The organism is Frankia sp. Cppng1_Ct_nod (assembly GCF_920656135.1).
GTDB lineage: Bacteria > Actinomycetota > Actinomycetes > Frankiales > Frankiaceae > Protofrankia > Protofrankia meridionalis.
The window spans coordinates 34,560-52,042 of the sequence record NZ_CAKKTK010000013.1 but is presented as its reverse complement, the minus strand read 5'-3'; the positions used below and the strand labels follow the sequence as shown (position 1 = coordinate 52,042).

At 67.6% G+C, this 17,483-nt stretch carries 16 protein-coding genes and 1 pseudogene; 10 read left to right on the top strand and 7 right to left on the bottom strand.

All coding sequences use genetic code 11. The annotated features are described in order from the left end of the window. Nucleotides 1-113: 113 nt before the first annotated feature. On the bottom strand, nt 114-1,034 hold the full coding sequence (locus NBW77_RS06385) for an acyl-CoA thioesterase (protein WP_250279411.1): 921 nt from the start codon (nt 1,032-1,034) through the stop codon (nt 114-116). A 196-nt stretch (nt 1,035-1,230) separates the two neighbouring features. Between NBW77_RS06385 and NBW77_RS06380 the strand changes: the two genes are divergently transcribed. The 5 genes from NBW77_RS06380 (at nt 1,231) to NBW77_RS06360 (ending at nt 4,745) form a co-directional block, all read left to right on the top strand. Continuing rightward, entirely contained in the window at nt 1,231-2,481 is a 1,251-nt protein-coding gene (locus NBW77_RS06380; RefSeq protein WP_250279409.1) for an acyl-CoA dehydrogenase family protein, read from the top strand. 93 nt (nt 2,482-2,574) lie between these two features. Next, nucleotides 2,575-2,787, top strand: coding sequence for a hypothetical protein (locus tag NBW77_RS06375; protein ID WP_250279407.1), 213 nt, complete (start codon nt 2,575-2,577; stop codon nt 2,785-2,787). Nucleotides 2,788-2,833: 46 nt separating this feature from the next. Further along, entirely contained in the window at nt 2,834-3,697 is an 864-nt protein-coding gene (locus NBW77_RS06370; RefSeq protein WP_207386779.1) for an enoyl-CoA hydratase-related protein, read from the top strand. Nucleotides 3,698-4,125: 428 nt separating this feature from the next. Further along, nucleotides 4,126-4,347, top strand: a complete 222-nt coding sequence (locus NBW77_RS06365) for a hypothetical protein (RefSeq protein ID WP_250279406.1) — start codon at nt 4,126-4,128, stop codon at nt 4,345-4,347. Further along, a complete protein-coding gene (locus tag NBW77_RS06360; RefSeq protein ID WP_131744902.1) occupies nt 4,344-4,745 on the top strand; it encodes a type II toxin-antitoxin system VapC family toxin in 402 nt (133 codons plus the stop codon). Before NBW77_RS06365 ends, NBW77_RS06360 begins: the two co-directional genes overlap by 4 nt. An 86-nt stretch (nt 4,746-4,831) precedes the next feature. Here the strand turns inward: NBW77_RS06360 and NBW77_RS06355 are convergent, their stop codons facing one another. From NBW77_RS06355 to NBW77_RS06340, 4 genes and pseudogenes are all read right to left on the bottom strand, one after another. Beyond that, nucleotides 4,832-5,074 carry a WhiB family transcriptional regulator gene (locus NBW77_RS06355; protein ID WP_131744903.1) on the bottom strand — a complete coding sequence of 81 codons (243 nt, stop codon included), beginning with the start codon at nt 5,072-5,074 and terminating at the stop codon, nt 4,832-4,834. Nucleotides 5,075-5,312: 238 nt separating this feature from the next. Further along, nucleotides 5,313-5,411 (bottom strand): annotated as a pseudogene (locus NBW77_RS06350) (AMP-binding enzyme); the annotation flags it as partial. Between the two features lie 193 nt (nt 5,412-5,604). Continuing rightward, nucleotides 5,605-6,435 (bottom strand): ABC transporter permease, encoded by an 831-nt coding sequence (locus NBW77_RS06345; protein WP_131744904.1) that lies wholly within the window; start codon nt 6,433-6,435, stop codon nt 5,605-5,607. Then, nucleotides 6,432-7,397, bottom strand: coding sequence for an ABC transporter ATP-binding protein (locus NBW77_RS06340; protein WP_250279405.1), 966 nt, complete (start codon nt 7,395-7,397; stop codon nt 6,432-6,434). The genes NBW77_RS06345 and NBW77_RS06340 overlap by 4 nt, the downstream gene beginning before the upstream one ends. A 225-nt stretch (nt 7,398-7,622) precedes the next feature. Between NBW77_RS06340 and NBW77_RS06335 the strand changes: the two genes are divergently transcribed. The 5 genes from NBW77_RS06335 to NBW77_RS06315 all read left to right on the top strand — a co-directional run bounded on the left by NBW77_RS06335 (nt 7,623) and on the right by NBW77_RS06315 (nt 14,955). Next, nucleotides 7,623-8,699 carry an HpcH/HpaI aldolase/citrate lyase family protein gene (locus NBW77_RS06335; protein WP_131744905.1) on the top strand — a complete coding sequence of 359 codons (1,077 nt, stop codon included), beginning with the start codon at nt 7,623-7,625 and terminating at the stop codon, nt 8,697-8,699. Further along, nucleotides 8,696-9,619 (top strand): HpcH/HpaI aldolase/citrate lyase family protein, encoded by a 924-nt coding sequence (locus NBW77_RS06330; protein WP_131744906.1) that lies wholly within the window; start codon nt 8,696-8,698, stop codon nt 9,617-9,619. The genes NBW77_RS06335 and NBW77_RS06330 overlap by 4 nt, the downstream gene beginning before the upstream one ends. Nucleotides 9,620-9,978: 359 nt before the next feature. After that, complete coding sequence (locus tag NBW77_RS06325; RefSeq protein WP_131744907.1) at nt 9,979-12,420, top strand: CaiB/BaiF CoA transferase family protein; 2,442 nt, start codon at nt 9,979-9,981, stop codon at nt 12,418-12,420. An 84-nt stretch (nt 12,421-12,504) separates the two neighbouring features. Beyond that, nucleotides 12,505-13,977, top strand: a complete 1,473-nt coding sequence (locus tag NBW77_RS06320; RefSeq protein WP_131744908.1) for an aldehyde dehydrogenase family protein — start codon at nt 12,505-12,507, stop codon at nt 13,975-13,977. Between the two features lie 129 nt (nt 13,978-14,106). Then, entirely contained in the window at nt 14,107-14,955 is an 849-nt protein-coding gene (locus tag NBW77_RS06315) for a peptidoglycan recognition protein family protein (protein WP_165485774.1), read from the top strand. On the opposite strand, the gene NBW77_RS06310 is transcribed toward NBW77_RS06315, so the two are convergent. Next, nucleotides 14,940-15,455, bottom strand: coding sequence for a hypothetical protein (locus NBW77_RS06310; RefSeq protein ID WP_131744910.1), 516 nt, complete (start codon nt 15,453-15,455; stop codon nt 14,940-14,942). The two genes, NBW77_RS06315 and NBW77_RS06310, sit on opposite strands and share 16 nt — an antisense overlap. A gap of 213 nt (nt 15,456-15,668) precedes the next feature. Beyond that, nucleotides 15,669-17,453: an NAD-binding protein gene (locus tag NBW77_RS06305; RefSeq protein ID WP_131744911.1), complete on the bottom strand. Its 1,785-nt coding sequence runs from the start codon at nt 17,451-17,453 to the stop codon at nt 15,669-15,671. Nucleotides 17,454-17,483: the final 30 nt, after the last annotated feature.

Sequence of the window (17,483 nt, the reverse complement as noted above, 5' to 3'; positions counted from 1 at the left end):
CCTCCAGCCACCCGTAGATTTAACGCAGGTGTGCCATGTTGGGCAGTGTAGCCAGATCCTGGTCCGAAAATCGACCGGAACCGCCTGCCCCACGTTCCGGTCGATTTTTCCGATCAGCGCTGGTGGGGTGTGGCCAGGCGGGTGCGGCGCAGCAGTCCCTCCTGGGCGACGGAGGCCACGAGCCGGCCCGAGCGGTCGAAGACGGATGCGCGGGTGAGGCTCCGGCCCGAGCCGGCCCAGGGGCTGCTGTTGTCGTAGAGCAGCCACTCGTCCGCCTCGACCGGGCGGTGGAACCACACACCGTGGTCGAGACTGGCGCCGATCACGTTTCCGTTCCCGAATGTCTGACCGTGGGGGACGAGGGCTGACGCGAGCAGGAACAGATCGGATGCGTAGGTCAACGCGCCAGTCTGGACCGCCTGATCCGCACCGAGCGGATCATCGCTACGGATCCAGGCCTGAAGGCCGCCTGGTAGCGGCCCGTGCCGGGCCGACAGCGGCGGTGGCTCGCCCACAAAGCGGATGTCGACGGGATGGCTTCCGATGTAGACGTCGTACCAGGCGTCGAGGTCACCGCCGGCGGCGGTGAACCACGACCTCGCCGGGGGCAGGTCGTCCGGGCCGGGTACCGCTGGTGGTTCCGGCGTGTGCTCGTAGCCGTCCTCGCCGGTGTGGAAGGACGCGTCGGCGTGCAGGATCGGCTTTCCGTCCTGGGAGGCGACCACTCGCCGCGAGCTGAAGCCCCGGCCGTCGCGTAGCCGCTCCACGGTGTACTCGGTGCTCGCGCCGACGGCTCCGGCGCGCAGGAAGACGATGTGCAGGCTGTGCAGGAACCGGTCGCCGGCGACCGTGCGGCCCGCGGCGGCGGTGGCCTGCCCGGCATAGAGCCCACCGAACGGCTTGGCGGACGCACCCGCGCGGCTACGTCCATGGAAGACATCCTGCGGGGCGGCGTCCAGCTCGAGTAGTGATCGCAGTGGGACCTTCAGGGTGACGTCGGCGCTGTCGGTCGAAGCGGGGTGCGTCACGATCACACCTTTCATCCTTTATATTTTTGTACTTATACTATTTTGTAGCGATTGTGTCGAGTGATCGTCGACGATCGGGGTGCGCACCTCGTCGACCTCGTCGTCCCCGGGTCCATGCTGGTGCTCCCGGTGCTTGCGCGCGGAGGCGATCTAGTTAGAAGATATAAATAATGTCGTCCCTGTTGCGGCGGCCTCTGTTGCGGTGACGAAGTGGGGTGCGATGGAGTTCGGGTATCCGCCGGAGGCGGCGCAGTTCCGGGCCCGGGTGCGCGCGTTCCTGGCTGCGAACCTTCCCGATGACTGGAAGGGGGTCGGCAGTCTTGCCGCTCCCGAGGCCGACGCCTTCACCCGTGACTGGCGCGACCGGCTCTACCGGGCGGGGCTGCTCGGCGTCTCCTGGCCGCTGGAGTACGGCGGCGGGGGGCTGACCAAGCTCCATCAGGTTGTCCTGATGGAGGAACTCGCTCGCGCCCGTGTGCCGTGGGGTATCCGCAACGACACGTTCAGCATCAAGATGGTTGGCAACACGCTGCTGCGAGCCGGAACCGAAGAGCAGAAACTCCGGTTTCTCCCGAAGATCCTTTCAGGGGAGGAGAAATGGTGTCAGGGATACTCCGAGCCCGGCGCCGGCTCCGACCTGGCTTCCCTGCGTACCCGTGCGGTTCTTGACGGCGACGAGTGGGTGATCGACGGTCAGAAGATCTGGACGTCGATGGCCCACGAGGCGGACTGGATCTTCGTGTTGGCGCGGACGAACCCGGACGTCCCGCTCCACCGTGGCATCTCCTTCCTGCTGGTTCCGCTGCACCAGCCCGGGATCGAGGTGCGGCCCATCCCGGCGATGAACGGCGACAGCGAGTTCAACGAGGTCTTCTTCTCCGCCGCGCGCACGGCCGCGGTGAACGTCGTCGGAGAGGTCAACTCCGGGTGGCAGGTCGCGATGACGCTGCTGGGCTACGAGCGCGGCGAGGAGGCGGCCACCAATCCGGTACTGTTCCGCAACGAACTCGACCGGCTCCGTGACCTGGTCCGCGAGCGCGGGCTCGACGGCGACCCGCTCGTGCGGCAACGGCTCGCCGACTGCTACGCCCGTGTGGAGGTCATGCGCTTCCTCGGGTACCGGGTCCTGACCGGCTACCTGCAGGGCCGCCCGCCCGGCCCCGAATCGTCGGTCAGCAAGCTGTACTGGAGCGAGTACCACAAGCAGGTCACGGCGCTCGGCCTCGACGTCCTCGGCGCCGCGGGGATGGTCGTCGAGGGGCGGATGCCACCGCGTGCCTACCGCACCGATGACCCGGGTTCGCTGAATTCGACCGCATCCTGGATCGGGACCCTGTACAACTCCGTGGCGGGCACAATTTACGCGGGCTCCTCGCAGGTCCAGCGCAACATCCTCGGCGAAAACGTCCTCGGGCTGCCCAAGGAACCGGTGGCAGCCACGAGGAAGTACTGATGAAATACCGGGCGTGGTGGTCTGGCCACCACGCCCGATGATCGGTAGCAGGTACAGGACAGCGCACTTGTCGAGCCACCACGGAGGCGTGTCGTGAAGGTGCAGGTCGAGGGAGACGTTGTGCCGCCGGAGCTGCTTGTGGAAGCGGCGGCGGCCTATGCCAGCGCCTGCTGCCCGGGTGTCATCGAGCTCTGGCAGGACCTGGACGGCTACTGGAACGCGACCCTTGCTCACGATGAGCGCTGTCGCCTCGGGAGGACGGGTGCTGTCACCCGCCGGCCGAACCTCGCCGTTGCTATTGGTTGACATGTAGTCATGTTCGGTTGTTCGAGATGCGAATAGGTTGATTCATGTGACAGTCACCGCACCGTCCGATGCTGCGGCATCCGCCGTCTCGGGACCCGGCTCTACCGCATCCGCCGCCGCGGCGTCCGAGGTCGTGCTCTGCGATGTCGACAGCGGCATCGCCACGCTGACGCTGCACCGGCCGGAACGGAAGAACGCCTGGACGTACGAGATGGAGCGGGCCTTCTTCGACCTGCTCGACGCCTGCGACGATGACCCCGATGTCCGGGTCGTACTCGTCACCGGAGCGGGGAACACCTTCTGCCCCGGTATGGACATGGGGCACCTCGACAGCGTCTCGCAGGGCCCGGCTGCGGAGAAACCCACGTGGCGCACCCGTCCCATGACCCATGCCCGATCGCTGCGCAAACCGACGATCGCGGTCATCAACGGTGCCTGCGCGGGTATCGGCCTGATCCAGGCGCTGTCGTGCGATCTGCGTTTCGCGGCGAGCGGTATCAAGATCGCTCCCGCCTTCACCCGTCGTGGGCTGCCTGCCGAGTTCGGTGCGAGCTGGCTACTGACTCGCATGATCGGGCCGGCCCGGGCCGCCGACCTGCTGATCTCCAGCCGGGTCGTGGTGGCCGAGGAGGCCCTCGCGCTCGGTCTGGTCGACCGGGTGTTTCCTCGTGAGGAGCTCGTGGTGGCTGCCCGCGCCTACGCCGCCGACCTGGTGGCCAACTGCTCCCCGGTTGCCATGGCCGCGGTCAAGGCCCAGTTGGATGCCGACTGGGGGCGCACCCTCGCCGAGGCGCAGCAGGAGGCCGAAGCGCTGGTCCGGGACACCGACCGCCGCATCGACTTCCGTGAGGGCGTTGCCGCCTTCGTCGAGCGCCGCCCCCCGAACTTCCGCCCCGTCTCGCCCCGCTGACCAGCTACGGGACGCCTCGCGAGCCTGGGCGGCTGGCGCGGTTCTGTCGGTGGGTGCGGCTATGGTCCACTGGCCGGGGAGTTGCCGGTCGGGCATCGGGAGGGGCCGTGTCAGCGCAGGACGACGTCCATGACGAACCGAAATAGGATCTCCGCGTTCTGGCGGCGGCGGACTCGGTCACCGACGAGCGGGCGCAGGCGTACCATGAGTCCCTCGCTGTACGAGGTTTCTATCCGTCGTTGCATCTCAACGTCGCAGACGTCTACCGCAGGATCGGGCCGGCCCGGACTGCCGACCCGGTGGCCAGCTGTTCCCCGGTTGCCATGGCCGCGGTCAAGGCCCAATTGGGGGCCGACTGGGGCCGGACCCTCGTCCTGGCACCGAGGGCAACCTGACGATGATGGTGCCATAATGGTGCCATAAAGCGGATGAACCTGCGTGACGTGCCGGACGAGATCTACACCGTCCTCGTCGAGGGGGCGGTGGCGAGCCACCAGTCACTGAACGCCTTCGTGGTGGAACGGCTCGCTGAGGTTGCCCGCGTCATCAGGTTGGCCGACTATGTCGCGTCGTACGAACCCCCGCAGGGGACCGGCGTTACCCTTGATGCCGCGGTCGCCGCGGTGCGCGAGGCGCGGGACGCCTCGTGAGCCTGGCGGTGGTCGACGCATCGGTCCTCGCCGCCTTCTACGCGGTTCAGGATCCCCGGCGACCGCAGGTCACGGCACGGCTTTCCGCCGGTCAGGCTGTTTTTGCGCCGGCGCACCTGGATGTCGAGGTGACCTCCGCGCTGCGTGGCATGGCCCGAGGCAACCAGCGCCTGCACGATGCGGTCCCCCGCGCCCTGCGCCACCTGGCGAGTTTCCCGATCCGCCGCATGCCGCTCGCGCCATTACTGGAACGCATGTGGCAGCTACGCGAGAACGTCACCTCCTACGACGCCGCTTACATCGCGCTCGCCGAAGAACTCGATGCCGCGGTAATCACCTGTGACGCCAAGCTGGCTGCGGCCTGCGGAATCGGTTGCGCTATCGACCTGATCGGATAGCGTTCGGTCGGCGATGCAGGTGGCGTAGACCCGTCGCCTGTTCGCCGGGATCTGAGCCTGGATCCCTCCCTGACGGCCGGAACCCCTCATACCGGCAGATGAACCGTGCGCCGTCTGAGCTCGCGCCGTTCGTTCTCGTTGAGCCCTCCCCAGACGCCGGTGTCCTGACCGGTGTCCAGCGCCCAGGTCAGGCACTCAGTGGTAACCGCGCACCGCCGGCACACGGCTTTTGCGGCGTTGATCTGGGTTTCGGCCGGCCCGGTTCTCCCGACCGGAAAGAAGATCTCGGGATCCGTACCTCGGCAGAAAGCCCGGTAGCGCCAGTCCATTTTCTTACCCCCCCTTTTTTTTGCAAGGCGTCGCGCTCGGATGATGGTAGGCCCGAATGAGAGTAGGCGCGGAAGCCTGCCAGATAATCACAACATGCTCTCAATTATCGACAACAGTGCAGGGGTGCTCTGTTGTCGCCGGCAACGACGGCCGTGGTCGGACGATCGGGGAAGGCGACAAGCCACCTGTCACTGAACGTATTCATGTGGGTCCACCACGGTCGCCCCCGCCTCAACCGGGTTGGCCGACGACCGTTGCCTCGCGGACCGCCGGATGGGCGAGAAGCACGTTTTCGATCTCATCCGCGCCGATCCGGTATTCACCACTTTTTATTAGAAGACGAATCCATCGGCGCCACCGTCAAGCGAAAGAAATTCGACTTTCGGCAAAGCGTCCGAGGTTTCCCTTATTGTGGCGACTTCCACGGCGAAAGCCTTTCCGGTAAAGAGTTCAGTGGAAGTTTTCTCGCCATTTGTCGTCATCGCTCCACGGCCAGACAGACGCGTTTCGGGAAAGGGCAATCAAAAAATCAGTCGATCAGGCGGCGGCGCATATGGCGGACGGCGAGCAGCCACATGAGCCCCGCGAAGGCGGCCAGCGCACCGATGTGTCCGAGGTCGGCGAGGGGCGCGAAGCCGAACGCCGCATCACGTACCAACTGCACGCAGTGGTAGAGCGGGTTGACCTGGGCGAGCGTACGTGCCCAGTGCGGAAGCCCGTCCACCGGGAAGAACGTGCCGGCGACCAGGAAGAGCGGTGTCATCACGCCGGAGATGATGTAGCCGAAGCTGTCCATGGACGGTACCAGCGCCGACGTCCAGATTCCGAACAGGCCGAACCCGAGGCCGGTGAGGAAACCGACCAGCGGAACCACGAGCAGGCCGGGAACCGGATCGAGGCCGAACGCGATCGCGACGAGCAGGGGCGCGCATCCGTACACCCCGGCCCTCGCCGCGATCCACAGCGCCTCACCGAGAACGATCTCCGGCACGTCCACGGGGGCGGCCAGGACAGCTCCGTAGATCTTCTGATAGGTCCGCCGGATGAAGGTCTGGAACATGCCGGCGAAGGCCGAGGCGAACAGCACCGCGGTCGCGACCACGCCGGTGCCGAGGAAGTCCACGTACCGGTAGCCGGCGACCACCGACACCAGCGAGCCGAACCCCCACCCGAAGGCCAACAGGTAGATCGTCGGTTCCACCACGGCCGAGAAGGTGGTCGACAGCCAGTACCGCCGGAACAGGGTGAGGTCATGCGTGATCACCCCGGCCAGCGCGGCCGGCTCGATCCGCCGCAGCGACCGTGTCCCGCCCGGCCCGGCTGTTGTTCCTGGCCCGATCCTTTCGCCGCCGCTGCTCATTCGATCCGATCCCCGGTCAGGGCCACGAACACGTCCTCCAGGGTTGCGGGGCGCCGGACCCCGACCCCGAGCTGTTCGTCCAGCCCCGGGGGCAGGTTCTCGGCTCGCAGCACCGACACCGACGGCCCGGTCGGGCGGGTGGTGAAACCCGCCGCGCAGGCCAGTGCCGTCACCTCGGCGAGCCGCCGCGGTGGGCCGTAGTACTCCGCCGCGGTCCGCCCGGCGTGCGTGTCGAGGAGCCTCGTCGGGGTGTCCCGCGCGATCACCCGGCCGCGCGACATGATGGCGACGTCGTCAGCGAGTCGCTCCGCCTCCTCGATGTAGTGCGTCGACATCAGTACGGTCACCCCGTCCGCGCGCAGCCCGGCGATCAGACTCCACAACTCCTGGCGGACCTGCGGGTCGAGCCCCACCGTGGGCTCGTCGAGCAGGACGAGGCGCGGGCGGTGCACGAGCGCGCGGGCGATCAGCAGCCGTCGCCGCATCCCGCCGGAGAGGTTCTGGGTCGCCGTGTCGGCACGGCCGTCCAGTTGCGCGACCGCGAGTGCCCGCTCGATGGCGGCCCGGCGCTCACGGGCGGGTACCCGGTACAGCCGGGCGAACACGGCGAGGTTCTGCCGGGCGGTCAGCTCGATGTCGAGGTTGTCCTCCTGCGGGACCACGCCCATCGAGGCCCTGGCCTGCTTGGACGCGCGTGGCACTTCATACCCGAGGACGCTGATCCGGCCTGCGTCGGCGATGGACTGGGCGGTCAGCATCCGCATCGTGGTGGATTTGCCGGCACCGTTCGGCCCGAGTAGGCCGAGGCAGGCACCGGTGGGAACGTCGAGGTCGAGCCCGTCCACCGCGGTTACTTCCCCGTATCGTTTCATCACACCCTGCATCGAGATCGCGGGGATGGTGTCGGACCGGTCGGGGGCCTGCCCGATCGCGGTTGAGGTCGCCGGTTCGGAGCGTGGCATAGAGCGACAGTAGGTCGGGCACGGCTGTCTCTCATCCGGTTTTCCCGCCGATCGGATGCCCGTGGTGGTCCCGGGTTGGATACTGACCCGGCGGCTGGCACGAAACCAGCGTGAGGATCTTCCAGCTGCACCTGGTCGGCCGAAGGTGATGCGATCACGGCTCTTCCCGTGTTGCCGGCGGCTCTGAGAAACCTAGACTAGACGGACGCCGACAGGAGTTCTCCCATGCGTAACCCGAAGGACTTCTTCGCTCCGCTCGCGGTGGGCGCACCCGCGCCCCTGCGGGAGCTCCCGCAGAGGCCATCCCGTGTGATCCACTTTTTCGACCCGAGCAACGAGAAGATGGCGTCGAAGGTCCCGGACATCCTGCCCCGTCTCGACGTGGTGCTGGGCAACCTTGAGGACGGTGTCCGTGCCGACGCCAAGATCGCGGCGCGGGAGGGGTTGGCGAAGCTCGCGGCGGCGACCGAGTTCGGCGACACCCAGCTGTGGACGCGGGTGAACAGCCTCGATTCGCCGTGGGGCCTCGACGACCTGCTGAGCCTCGTCCCGGCGATCGGCCACAAGCTGGATGTGATCATGGTGCCGAAGGTCGAGGGGCCGGAGGACATCCACTACGTCGACCGCCTGCTCGCCCAGCTTGAGGCGAAGGCGGGCCTGACCCGGCCGCTGCTCGTCCACGCGATTCTCGAGACCGCGCGCGGAGTCGCCAACGTCGAGGAGATCGCCGGGGCGAGCCCGCGGATGCAGGGCCTGTCCCTGGGGCCTGCGGATCTTGCCGCGGACCGGCGGATGAAGACCACCCGCGTCGGTGGCGGCCACCCCGGGTACCTCGTCCGACAGGACCCGTCCGCGGCCGACCCGGATGCGCCACGCGCCACCTACCAGCAGGATCTGTGGCACTACACCCTCGCCCGCATGGTGGACGCCTGCGTAGCGAACGGGATCCTGCCGTACTACGGCCCGTTCGGTGACATCTCCGACGTGGTGGCCTGTGAGGACCAGTTCCGCAACGCGTTCCTGCTCGGCTGCGTCGGGGCGTGGAGCCTGCACCCGGTGCAGATCGACATCGCGAAGCGGGTCTTCAGCCCCGAACCCGCCGATGTCGCCTGGGCCCGACATGTCATCGAGACGATGGGCGACGGAACCGGAGCAGTGATGGTGGACGGCAAGATGCAGGACGACGCGTCGGTGAAGCAGTGCAAGGTCGTCCTGGACCTCGCGAGGACTCTGGCCGCCCGGGACCCGCACCTCGCCGAGGCGTACGGCTTCGCCGACGCAGCCGGGCAGGCCGCCCGATGAGCGTCCCACCGAACATCCAGGTGCCCGCCTACCGGCCGCGCCGCTCCGTCCTGTACATGCCCGCCGCGAACGAGCGGGCGCTGGAGAAGGCGAAGGGAATCCCGGCCGACGCGCTGATCCTCGACCTGGAGGACGCGGTCGCCCCGGATGCCAAGGACGCCGCCCGGGAACGGGCCTGCGCGAAGGTCACGGACCGGGTCTACGGCGGGCGGGAGGTGACCATCCGCGTCAACGCTCTGGACACCCGCTGGCACGCCGACGACCTGCGCGCGGCGGCGGCGGCCGGCCCGGACGCGGTGGTCGTACCGAAGATCTCCTGCGCGCAGGACGTGCACGCCGTCGAGAAGAGCCTGGAGGCGGCGGGCGCACCCGACCACACCAGGATCTGGGCGATGGTCGAGACCCCGGTCGCCATGCTGCACGCCGAGGAGATCGCGCGGGCGTCGCAGCGGCTCGGCGTCCTGGTGATGGGCACCAATGACCTTGCCAACGAGTTGCACGCCGAGCATGTGCGCGGCCGGGCACCGCTGCTGCCCGGGCTCGGGCTCTGCCTGCTCGCGGCTCGGGCCGCCGGCGTCGCCATCCTGGACGGGGTCTTCAACGACATCCGGGACCTGGACGGCTTCGAGGCGGAGTGCCTCCAGGGACGGCAGCTCGGCTTCGACGGCAAGACGTTGATCCATCCGGGTCAGGTCGAGCCCTGCAACCGGGTCTTCGCGCCGACCGAGGCCCAGGTCGAGGAGTCCAGGAACATCGTCATGGTCTGGGAGGAGGCGTTGGCCTCGGGTCGCGGTGTCGCCACGGTGAACGGCCGCATGATCGAGAACCTGCATGTGGACAACGCCCGGCGCATCCTCGCGGTCAGCGAGGCCATTACGGCGCTGGACCGGGAGACGGCTGCGCGGACCGCCGACCGGTAGTTGCCCCGGGCGGTAGTTGCCCCGGGCGGGCGGGTGCCGTCCCGGCAGCCCGAATCATGATCGACCGTGTTGTCATATCAGATAGATAGTTGAGTTCAAAGACCCTTGCATCCGTGAAGTGAGGGTGCAACGCTTCGAGTCGGTCGGCGGTCTCGTGCCCGGCCCGGCCCGGCCCGGTGTGGATGCACTGTCCGGGTCCATGCGCACGCCCGCCGGTTTTGTGCCTTTGGAGGCGATGTGCGAGCACGACCTGTGGCGGTGCCGTGGGCGTTGCGGTGTCGGTCTCGTCCGGCGACCTTCTCCCCAATCATCACCAAGGGTGATGGTCGGGTAGCTGTAGGATAATTCGAGGAGTCGGGTTGAGCGGTATCTGTCAGGGTCTGACTGTTCTGGAATACGGGGCGGGGAGCATCCCGGCCTCGATGATCGGTATGATGTTGGCGGACAACGGTGCGCGGGTTGTCAAAATCGAGCCCCCGGAGGGCGACCGCCTCCGGGTGTCGGCGCCATCGGGGTTTCTGGTGTGGAACCGTGGTAAAGAAAGCCGGCTCCTGGACTTACGCACGCCCGCGGGTCGTTCCGAAGCGCGTGAGCTGGCACAACACGTTGACGTGATCGTGGAGGGTTTCGGCGCGGGTGTCGTCGAGGCGTGGGGGCTCGGCTTCGACGAGCTCAGCGCGCTCAACCCCGCGTTGGTGTACTGCTCGGTGAAAGGCTTCGGCCGGCAAGGCGCATATGCGAAGCTGAAAGCATACGACGGCATTGTGATGGCGAAGTGCGGTCTGTTCGCGCGCGGCGACTGGGGATTCCGACCCGGGCCGATCTTTTCCGGTGTCGGGCTGGCCAGTCATGGCGCCGCGCAGATCGGGGTTTCCGCGACCCTGGCCGCCCTGATGGTACGGGAAAATACCGGTCGGGGGCAGCGGGTCGAGGCGACGATGGTGCAGGGCGTGTCGGCGACAGACTTCTTCGGAACGATGCACTGGCAGTACGCGAAGCGGACGGGTGGCAAGCCGCACGTGGTCCTCGCGCCGACGGGCGTCCTGGCCGCGACCCGCTACCTGCTGACGAGCGTCACCAGGGACGGTCGTTACATCATCACCATGCCGATGCTGGCGCATCAGGCGCGGGCGCTGACCCGCGCGTTGGGGCTGGGTCACCTCATCGACGATCCCCGCTACACGACCATGAGCATGTTCCCCACACCCGAGGATGCGCAGGCCTGGGAGGACATGATCGCCGAGGCGTTCCGTGGCAGGACGCTGGAGGAGTGGCTGCCCGTTCTCGAAGCTGATACGGACATCCCCTTTGAGATCGTCCGGACGACCGAGGAGGGGCTGGACCATCCCCAGATCGTCCATCTCGGACAGTCGCTGACTGTGCATGACCCGGTGCATGGACCCGTCCGCCAGGTCGGGCCGGTCGCATCCTTCGGGAGGGCACCGTCGGTCATCGGGCGGTCGGCGCCGGCGATCGGAGAGTCCCGCGGTGACCTGACGGGCCCGCTGCGGATCAGCGCCACCGGCCCGAGCCCGGAACATCCGTTGGCCGGGGTGACGATTGTTGAGTTCGGCTACTTCTTCGCGATGCCTTTCGGTCTTTCGCTCGCCGCGATGCTCGGCGCGCGCGTCATCAAGATCGAGGACGGCGGGGGGGATCCGATGCGCGTCTCCTTCGGGGCCAAGGAGAGCGGCGCGATCAGGACGATGGAGGGCAAGGAAAGCCTCTCGGTCGATGTCACCACCCCCGAGGGCCGGAAAATCGTCCATGATCTGATTGCGAAAGCGGACGCGTTCGTGACCAGTTTCCGGCCTGATGTACCCGGACGGCTGGGTCTTGACCATGAGACCCTCGCCAAGATCAACCCTCGTCTGGTCTATCTGTACGCGGGCGGTTACGGTATCGACGGGCCGTATGCCATGCGGCCCATGTATGCACAGACCGCGGGCGCGCCCGCGGGTAACGTCCACCGGCAGGCCGCGCACTGGCTCGACCCGGAGTTGGTCGAGGACTGGAACATCGCCGAGATCCAGGCGGTCATCATTCCCCGGCTTCGGGGAATTGTCGACGGTGACTCGAACGCCGCGGTCATGGTGCTCTCGGCGTTGATGTTCGCGCTCGCCCACCAGCGCCGTACCGGAGAAGGCCAGTTCGTCTCGACATCCATGCTCACGGGCAATTCCTATGCCTACTCCGACGACTTCAACAGCTATGAGGGAAAGCCTCCGTTCCCGGAGGCGGATCCCGACCAGTTCGGTTTCAACGCCCTGTACCGCATTTATCAGGCTCGTTCCGGTTGGGTCTTCCTCGCCGTTCCGACCCAGGCGGAATGGCAGATCTTCGCGACGGCACTGGGACGAGACGAGCTGGTCGCCGACCCCCGGTTCGCCACTCCGAAGGATCGGGCCGGAAACGACGACGCTCTTGTCGACGAGCTGAGCGTTGCCTTCAAGGAACGGGATGCCCACGAGTGGGAGACATTCCTCGCCTCGCGGGACGTCGCCTGCGTCCGGGTATTCGAGGATGGGCAGTCGGCGTTCACCTGCACCGACGAGGTACTGCGCGAGACCGACCTTGTGGTGGAGGTGGAGCACAAGGTTTTCGGCCGGATCCTGCGGCACGGCCTTCCTGCCCAGTTCTCCGAGACCCCCGGACGTATCGCACCGAGCTGCCTGCGCGGTGAGCACAACACCGCCGTCCTCGGCGAACTCGGCTACGCGCCGGAGCGGATCGCCGAACTCGTGGCCGGCAAAATAGTGTTCCCCCCCGACCCGCTACCCGCACCGACCGCGACGGACTGACGCGGTAACAATCGTCCTCAACCCTTACCCGACGAACGGGCGGAACGCCGACAGAGGCGATCCGCACAGTAACGAGGAGAGACCATGGCCGTGGCAGCGCAGCCGGAAGGCCGGCTGTTCATTGACGGGGAGTTCCGGGAGGCACTCACCGGAAAACGCTTCGATGTAGTCAACCCGGCGGACGAGTCGGTGCTGGGTACTGCGGCGGACGCCGCTGCCGAGGATGTCGCGGACGCCGTCACGGCCGCGCGCCGGGCGGCCGACGAGTCGAACTGGGCGACGGACCGGACACTGCGCCAACGGTGCCTGCGTCAGTTACAGGAGGGGCTGCGCAAGGAGGCCGAGACCGCGCGGGCGCTCCAGATCGCCGAAGCCGGCATCTGCGTCTCGAACACCGCTACCCACATCGACGCGATGACGGAGGACATGTCCTTCTTCATCGACCTGATCGGTACGTTCGAGTGGGAGACCAACTTTCCCGCCTACGATCTGATGGGGCTGCGCAGCCTGCGGCGGGTGCGTTATGAACCGTACGGTGTCGTGGGCGCGATCACACCGTGGAACGCGCCGTTCATGACCGACATCTGGAAGATCAACCACGCCCTGGCCACGGGCAACACCGTCGTACTCAAGACGGCGCCCGACACCCCGCTTACCGGCGCGTTCATCGCCCGGGTCGCGCAGGAGCACACGGACCTGCCGCCGGGTGTCCTCAACGTGCTCAGCTCACGGGACAAGGCGGTCGCAGGCGAGGCACTCACCGGTGACCCGCGGGTGGACATGTACCACTTCACGGGCTCGCCGCCGGTCGGCCAGCGGATCGCCGAGCGTGCCGCGGCCGGGATCCGCAAGGCCTGCCTGGAACTCGGGGGCAAGTCGGCGAACCTCATCCTCGACGACGCCAACCTCGACTACGCCCTGCCTTTCAGCGTCGGGATGTGCATGAGCAACTCGGGTCAGGGCTGCGCGCTGGCCACCCGGCTCGTCGTCCACGCCTCCCGGTACGACGAGGTGCTCGGCCGCCTCGAGGCGATCGTCGGGGCGCTGCCCTGGGGCGACCCCCGCGATCCACAGAATGTCGTTGGTCCGATCATCAACGCCAGCCAGCTCGCCCGCATGGAGGGACTGGTGGACCGGGCACGCGCCGCGGGTGCGCGCGTCCTCGTCGGTGGCCGGCGCGGCGAGGCCGACAAGGGGTTCTGGTACCTGCCGACCGTCGTCGCCGACGTGGACGAGAACGCAGAGCTCGCGCAGACCGAGGTCTTCGGCCCGGTGCTCACGGTCGTGCGTTACGACGGGGACGACAGCGAGGCGGTGCGGGTGGCCAACAACTCCCGCTACGGACTGTCGGCATACATCCAGACAGCGGACCCCGAGCGCGCGCTGTGGATCTCCGAACGCCTCAAGGCGGGCACGGTGAACATCGGGATGAGTTTCTACCTCTCGCCCGACACCCCGTTCGGCGGCTACGGGATCAGTGGCGTCGGTCGTGAGCACGGTGTCGACGGCTTCCGTGAGTACCTGCAGGCCAAGACGATCGCGAGCCCTGCGTCCTGAGGCTCGCCGCGTCCGACCGCGGACCGAACGACACCGCCCGATCCCACCGGCCTGCCCCTTCGCGGGGCAGGCCGGGTGTACGACCTGTCCCGTGCACACCGTCATGACCGGAAGATGGAAGATGCCCTGGTGACGCATATCGTTCCGGGATTCACCTACCGGCCAGTCGGCAACACCGACGGCGACGCCATCCGTCCGATCGGTCTGGTCCTGCACGTCCAGCAGGGCAACGGGAACCTGTTCGGCTGGTTCAACAACCCGTCATCGCAGGTGTCCTCGACACTGTGGGCGGGCAGGTCGGGGGAACGCGAGCAGTACGTTCCCTCGGACGTGCGGGCATGGGCGCAGGTAGCTGGAAACGCCAGCTACGACTCGATCGAGACCGAGGGTTTCAACACCGAGCCGCTGACCGACGCGCAGATCGAGACCGTCGCGCAGGCCTACGCGGACGGCGTTCGGACCTTTGGCTGGGCGCTGGTCGTTACCCACACCCCTGGCAGCTCCGGGCTCATCCTGCACTCGGACGGCGGTGCCGCGTGGGGTAGTCATCCAGACTGCCCGGGTGTGCTGCGTGCGGCTGCCTGCGGCACGATCATCGCCAGGGCGACGGCGATCGTGAGGCGGATGGTACCCGCGCGCGGGGGAACCATCGGCGGTGGTACCGGCGGAGGCTCCCAGGCCCAGGCCCAGGCCCAGGCCCAGGCGCTACAGCAGGCGGTACACGTTGCCGCGGACGGTATCTGGGGGCCGGCAACGGATGCTGCACTGCAGGCGGTCCGGGAGAACCGTCACACCCGCGCCGAGCAGGCCGCGGTCGGAACGAGCGCGGATGGCGTCTGGGGCCCGCAGTCGCAGGCGGCCTACGTCGTGACGGTGAAGGCGATCCAGTCCGTCCTCGGTGTGGGCGTCGACGGGGTCTGGGGGGCGGCCACCGACCGGGCCTTCACCATGGCCCGCAACACCTACTTCACCCCATAGGGCCCAACCCGCCAATCAGACGGGGAGGCGTCGTCCGGCTGTTCCCATTCGGCGACGAGAGCGTCCCATGAACGGTAGCGGGCCACCGGGTAGGCGGTGGACACGACACCGGCCGGGTCGAGAACAGCCACCGGATATCCGAGCTCCGCCCGGTACCCGCGTTCGGTGATGACCAGGCGGCCACCGAGCCGCGCCGCGCCGACGACGATGGGCCGTGACGTCCACGTCGGGGCGGTGGCGGCGGCAAGCGCCTGCGGTGACAGCCAGGCGTACAACCCGCAGACACAACTCTCGCTCGGCGTCCGGCTATGCGCGGGCAGCGGCGTGCCCAGCATCCGACTGCTGAGATCGTCACGTTGTACCCGCAGGCACAGAGCCTTGGTGAGACCGTCTGGGCGCCACATCAGCATGCCGTCCGGGAACGGCGACCACGGCGTCCATGCGGGACGTAGCCGGCCGGAGCCGTCCACCGCCCACTGGCGCCAGCCGATCACGCTCACCTGTGTACCGGTACCGGTACCGGTACCGGTACCGGTACCGGTACGGCCGGCTCGGGAACCATGATCGGTTCCTCCGCCGGCCAGGTGATCGGTTCATCTTCCACGATCCGTACCGGCTCGCCCACGTGTGCCATTCACCTACGGTCCCTCCGGTCGACGTGGCGGTCAATCCCCGGGTGGAGCCTGGGGCGTGTTTCGAAAGCCGTCCGCAGATCAGTGCAGGCGCAGGATCTGCAGGCCGTGGTCTGCCAGTAGATCCGGCAGGTTGCGGATGGTCGCGGTGTCCTTGGCCCGGTGCTCGGAAGGCAGCTCCGTCCAGTTGACCAGCAGGTTGTGGCGTTTGCGGGCGTTGTCCCTGATCGGGGCGAACGTCCAGCCCTGGCTGCGTCGTTCGGCACACCAACGTTCGTGCTCGATCCGGGCCAGCAGGTCGATCTCGTCCGGGTGGAAGGTGAATCCCGTTGTCGGGTAGGTCATCGGGACGACAACCGCGTTGATCTCGTTCAGTTTCGCGCCGATTCCGGTGGCTTGCCGGTAGTTTGCTGTCCGTAGGTCCTCAGGAAGACCATCCCAGAGTTCCATCGATTCACTGCTGCCGATGGCGGTTCCTTTTTCCTGTTCGGCGATGAGGTACTGGCCGTGAATGGCGCGGGCCAGTACCGTAAGCGTGTCATTGCGTAGTTCGTCCGGTTCCGCCGCCTCGTTGACGATCGCGAATATCCGTACCTGGCCTGGTCCCGGGTCGAGCAGCCGGGGATGGAGTAGGTCACCCAGGGCTGTTCGCTGCCCCAGGCACACGGTCACGGTCTGACCTACGTCCGCGGCGCTGCGGGTCGTGTTCAACGCGCGGCGCAGCCCCGTCTCCTCGCTCTGGTCGCAGAGCACAAGATGTCGCGCGCCCGGCGCGGCTGCCGGTTCGAACCCGTTCGGGATCGTTCCGAGATCGACGGTCGCCGAGGACTCGTCCCTCGCGCGGGGGACACATTTTTCGTCGATCAGCCGGTAGCGCCGGCGAAGGTCGGTGAGTTGCGAGGACGCGTCCATCTCGACAAGAAGCAGCGGCAGCGGGGGGCCGCCGCTTCGGACCCGCCACAGCCGGGCCAGTTCGACCACGAGCGCGCGTCCGAAAGGACCGAGTCCGACAATCGCCACCGACGGTACCCCATCATGGGAACCCAGATGGGGTTCCAGGATCCGGGCGGCGAGTTTACGTGCGGCGATCTCCTCCGGGGTGAAGAAGTCCAGGCGGAACTCCGAAGCCGTGGACAGCCCGACCCTGCGTGCCTTGAGCGCGAGCGCAAGCTCGCTGTCGGCTATTCGCGCATAGCACACCAACGGTTCGGGATGGTCGTGGGCATCCGTCGGTGCGGTCTGCGCCTGTCCGGTCAGCGTGGCGACGGCTGCCACTACCGCCGCGTTCGCGGCGCTGTCCGCCAGACAGGCGTACACGGTTGCCGCCTGGGGTAGGCCGGCGGCGCGCAGTACCGCCGGATCCCGCACGTCACCGACGACAACAAGCCCTGCCGTCCGGTCCGCGTCACGGTCGGCGGTGACGAGAACCGTCGGGGTTCCGGCGGATCTCAGGTTATGTGCCAGCGTCACCGCGAACGGGTCGTCACCGATGATGATGGCGTGGCCCCGCGCCCGGCGTGCCGCGCGCCGACGATGCCGGTCGGCGAGTGTGTCCCAGACCGAGGCGGCCACGCCGTACGCGGTCGCGACCGGAGCCAGGAACCGGGCGACCTCGAGTGGCAGCGGAAAGGGCCCGCCATTCTGCAACGGTTCGGAACCGAGCAGAAAAAGCTGTGCGTCGAAGTAGACGATGTCGGTCGGGGTGTAGCCGCAGGGCTGGGCGGCCGGCGGAGGACACTGATCGGCGGGCCTCGTCAGCTCCGCCAGGCCCCAGGCGCCCAGACCAGCTGCGACCAGGAAAAGCACAAAGAACACCAGCCACAGGGGACGACTGGCTCTGACCTGTTCCGCTGGCATTGTCCCCATGCCGTTTTCCCGTCCCACGGCGGGCTGCCG

Coding starts and splice junctions, on each gene's coding strand:
- NBW77_RS06335 (WP_131744905.1), top strand. CDS start 7,623: ATGCGTAACCCGAAGGACTTCTTCGCTCCGCTCGCGGTGGGCGCACCC.
- NBW77_RS06365 (WP_250279406.1), top strand. CDS start 4,126: ATGAACCTGCGTGACGTGCCGGACGAGATCTACACCGTCCTCGTCGAG.
- NBW77_RS06355 (WP_131744903.1), bottom strand. CDS start 5,074: ATGGACTGGCGCTACCGGGCTTTCTGCCGAGGTACGGATCCCGAGATC.
- NBW77_RS06340 (WP_250279405.1), bottom strand. CDS start 7,397: ATGCCACGCTCCGAACCGGCGACCTCAACCGCGATCGGGCAGGCCCCC.
- NBW77_RS06320 (WP_131744908.1), top strand. CDS start 12,505: ATGGCCGTGGCAGCGCAGCCGGAAGGCCGGCTGTTCATTGACGGGGAG.
- NBW77_RS06345 (WP_131744904.1), bottom strand. CDS start 6,435: ATGAGCAGCGGCGGCGAAAGGATCGGGCCAGGAACAACAGCCGGGCCG.
- NBW77_RS06305 (WP_131744911.1), bottom strand. CDS start 17,453: ATGGGGACAATGCCAGCGGAACAGGTCAGAGCCAGTCGTCCCCTGTGG.
- NBW77_RS06330 (WP_131744906.1), top strand. CDS start 8,696: ATGAGCGTCCCACCGAACATCCAGGTGCCCGCCTACCGGCCGCGCCGC.